This window comes from uncultured Methanobrevibacter sp., from assembly GCF_947170395.1.
Taxonomy (GTDB): Archaea; Methanobacteriota; Methanobacteria; order Methanobacteriales; family Methanobacteriaceae; genus Methanocatella.
On record NZ_CAMVTE010000065.1, the window covers coordinates 1 to 4,124 of the forward strand.

General features: G+C 37.1%; 3 protein-coding genes. All 3 read left to right on the plus strand.

Annotation, left to right across the window (positions count from 1 at the left end; translation table 11 throughout):
* Positions 1-2,228 (plus strand): STT3 domain-containing protein (locus Q0W04_RS10475; protein ID WP_298503055.1); only part of this gene is annotated, 2,228 nt, incomplete at its 5' end.
* Positions 2,229-2,280: 52 nt separating this feature from the next.
* Positions 2,281-3,375: a GTP-binding protein gene (locus Q0W04_RS10480; RefSeq protein WP_298503057.1), complete on the plus strand. Its 1,095-nt coding sequence runs from the start codon at positions 2,281-2,283 to the stop codon at positions 3,373-3,375.
* Positions 3,376-3,396: 21 nt separating this feature from the next.
* Complete coding sequence (locus tag Q0W04_RS10485) at positions 3,397-3,933, plus strand: adenylate kinase family protein (protein ID WP_298503059.1); 537 nt, start codon at positions 3,397-3,399, stop codon at positions 3,931-3,933.
* Positions 3,934-4,124 lie beyond the last annotated feature (191 nt).

The window sequence follows — 4,124 nt, forward strand, 5'->3', positions numbered from 1 at the left end:
ACTACTTTGCGCACACATTCCCAGGATTTTTCGATACAGATATGTTCTACTACATATTTTCACTGTTCTTTATATTCTTCTTTGTTGAGAGTATAAGAACTGAGAATCTGATTTATAAGGTATTGTTTGCAATACTTTCAGTTATTTCAATTGGGTTGTTTTCCCAATCATGGACTGGTTATATCTTTTACGTAGGTCTTATGGGCGTATTTGCCGTTGCTTATTTGATTGCATGCTACCTATTTAACGTAGGTGATGAAAGTCCTAAGGATTATCCAAATAAAATTCAATGGTTCATACATCAAAAAGAGCTGTTGTCAATCGTTATTTTGGGTGTTGTTGCATTTGTAGGTCTTGCGGTTTTCCAAGGGGTAAGCGGTGTAACCGGCATATTTTCACAATTACTTGGTTTGCTTTCACTGCAATCAGCTTCCCGTGTTGTAGGAGGATTCCCGAACGTACTTATTTCCGTTGCAGAGATGCAAATGCCAAGTTTACTTGGTAAAGGTATGGTTTCAGCATTTTTAGCAAACACTAATGGTGTTGTAAACGGTATGGGCGGTATCACTATCCTATTTGCTGGATTAATAGTATTGTACACATTTGTAAGCAAAGTATTTAAATTCAGAAAGGTAAGAACACCAACTCAGTCAAAAACCAAAAAACCACCTAAAGGAAAAAGACTGTCTTCAGCTAAAAAGATTGATGATGAACATAAATTCAAACTCAATTTAGGCAGTTTCAGTTTCGGATCTACTGATGAAATCCTGTCATCCAAACGTTTAACAGTTTTATATGCAACTCTGTTTGTTGTATGGGTTGTTCTAACAGCTCTTGCGGTAAGTAGAGGTTCAAGGTTCATTACCACAATCGTATTGCCGTTTGGACTCATGGCAGGTATATTTACAGGATTTGCAATTGACTACATTAAAAATAAATTAAACAATGATAAATGGATTGTTGTTGTTTTATTTGTTGCAGCTTTCCTTGCAGCAATTCCATTGGCTCAAATTAATACTATTTATGGAATTTTACTGTTCCTTGCAATTGTTGTAATTGGTCTGATTACCATTTATGCAATCAAATCAGACATTGCAAGCAAAAAAGTTCCGCTTAAAAAATACGTGCTGGTTATTGCTGTAATTCTTGCATTGGTATCACCTTCAGTATGCGGTGCTTTCCAGACTTCCGATTCTGTTGTACCTGGTACCAGCGATGCAATGTGGAATTCCATGAAATGGATTAATGAAAATACAGCAAATGATACCGTAATCACATCCTGGTGGGACTTCGGTTACCTCTTCGAAATTGCTGCCGACAGGCAAGTAACATTCGACGGAGGTTCTCAGTCAGGTGAACGTGCATTCTGGCTGGGTCAGGCGATGAGTACGGATAATCTTGAATTGTCCGCAGGTATCTTTAGAATGTTGGATTCAACAGGTACATTGGCTACCGAAGCATTGGTTAACTACACTGGTGATACAGGTAAGGCAACAGAGATTTTACTTGACATCTTGCCAAAAACATCAGACGATGCTCAAAAGGATTTAGTCAGCAAGTATCACTTGACTGCTGCACAGGCACAGGATGTTATTCAATACACTCACCCTGAAAAGGTACGTCCTGTAATATTTGTAGCATCTTCAGATATGCTTCAAAAAGCAGGTTGGTGGAGTTACTTCGGTGCTTGGAACTTTACAAACCAATCTTCCGAAAACTACAACTACTATGTTCCAACAGAGCAGGTTGAAGTAAAACCAGGAGCTACAGGCAAATTGTCAATACTCAATGATCAAGGAATGACAATCAATGCGGTCATTACAAGAGGTGCAGGCAACAATACAACTTCAGCTTATACTGAAGCGGTCTACACCGAAACAGGTGAACAGATTATGATAAATGATACACCTTACAACCCATTGAACATTTCAGACATTATTGTAATCGAAGACGGTTATATAATGAAAAACGAATCGGTTGGCAATGTCAAGAACGCTAACTTCACTCTGTTCCTGATGGGTCAGGACAACATGTACACACCTATTCTAATCAGTAACGAGCTGGCAAATTCAATGTTTACCAGATTGTATCTGATGGGTGGTGCCGGTCAGGACATATTTGAGAATGTTCACGTGGAAAATGGTGTAATGCTGTTTAACGTAAACTTCGACAATACCGTTGCCGGTGGAGCTAGCGGTAGTTCAAATAATAACACAACAAACACTTAGATTAGGTCAATCCTAATCTAAACTTTTTTTATTTTAATAATATGGTGATTTAATGGGGATTGAGGAGAAAATAAAGGATATTGAAGAAGAGATTCAAAAGACACCATATAATAAAGCAACTTCACATCACATTGGTAAACTCAAGGCTAAACTATCCAAATTAAAGGAAGAATCCCTACAGAGAAGTAGCGGTGGGTCCAAAGGACAAGGATTTCACGTTAAAAAATCTGGTGATGCTACTGTTGTACTTGTAGGATTTCCTTCTGTAGGTAAATCTACTCTCTTAAATAACATTACCAATGCTGAAAGTAAGGTTGGAGCTTATCAGTTTACTACTTTGGACATTGTTCCGGGTGTAATGGAACATAAAAATGCCAAAATTCAAGTTTTTGATATTCCTGGAATCATTACCGGTGCAAGCAGCGGTAAGGGAAGAGGTAAGGAAATCCTCTCTGTTGCAAGAACTGCCGATTTGATTCTGGTTGTGTTGGACACATTCAATCCACAACATATTAACGTTATTTTAAAAGAACTCAGAGCTATTGGAATCAGACCAAACGAACGTCCTCCAGATGTAACTGTTAAAAGGAAAAAGTTAGGTGGTGTAAAGGTATCATCCACTTGCAAATTAACCCATATGGATGAAAAAACAATCAGATCAATTCTAAATGAGTACGGATACATCAATGCAGATGTGCTCTTTAGGGATGACGTTACAATGGACCAGTTCATTGACGTGCTTGACAGAAACAAATCATATGTTCCGATGTTGATTTTACTCAACAAGGTGGATTTGGTTGATGAAGCATATATTGAGGAGCTGAAAAAATACATTCCTGAATTCATTCCGATTTCCGCAGATAAGAATACAAATATCGATGAACTGAAGGATTTGATATTTGATAATTTGGACTTAGTTCGTGTTTATCTAAAGCCGCAAGGCAGAAAGGCGGATATGGAAGATCCGCTTGTAATCAAAAAGGGTTCTACCGTAATCGATGCATGCGGTAAACTCCACAGAGAATTCGTTAAGAATTTCCGCCATGCAAAGATTTGGGGAACTTCTGTAAAATTCCCAGGCCAGAAGGTAGGTCCGGACCATGTGCTTGAGGATGAGGATGTATTAAGAGTTATTTTAAAAAAATAATTCTTATATCTTTTTGATATTATGAATAAAGCTATTTTTATAACTGGTACTCCATGTACCGGAAAAACAACCGTCAGCGAAAAGTTGGCTGACAGCCTTAACTGCAAATTAATTAAAATCAATGACTTGGCTATTGATAATGACTTTGTTTTGGGAATAGATGATGAAAAGGGATATAAGGTCATTGACATTGACGCACTGGATGAAAAAGTAGGAGAAATTATCGAATCTGGTGATGATTTGCTTATTTTTGAAGGTCATTTGGCTCATTTGTGTCATGGTGCAAGTAAAGTGATTGTTTTAAGGGTCAGACCTGAAGTTTTACGCTCCAGGCTTGAAGCCCGTGATTATTCTGAGCTTAAAATCCGTGAAAACCTGGAGGCTGAAGCAATGGGAGTCTGTACTGTGGAAGCTTATGAGATTTATGGGGAAGATATTTGCGAAATTGATGCAAGCGATTTGACTGTCGATGAAATTGTCGGGTTGCTTTGTGATATTGTTGACGGCAAATCCAATCCAGGTGTCGGTGAGATTGACTTTATGGACTGGCTTATTTAGTTCAATATTGTCATTTTTGCTTTATCTATTTTTTTTATTTTTTTTTGGTTATATGCAATTTCACTTATAAAATACATACCTTTATAAATGGTAATAAACATAATTATTCTTAATATTCATATTAACCTAAGGTTAATTTTTAACTATGGTTTTTGTTTTAATTTGCGCAAATCATTTTAATTCAATTTTGA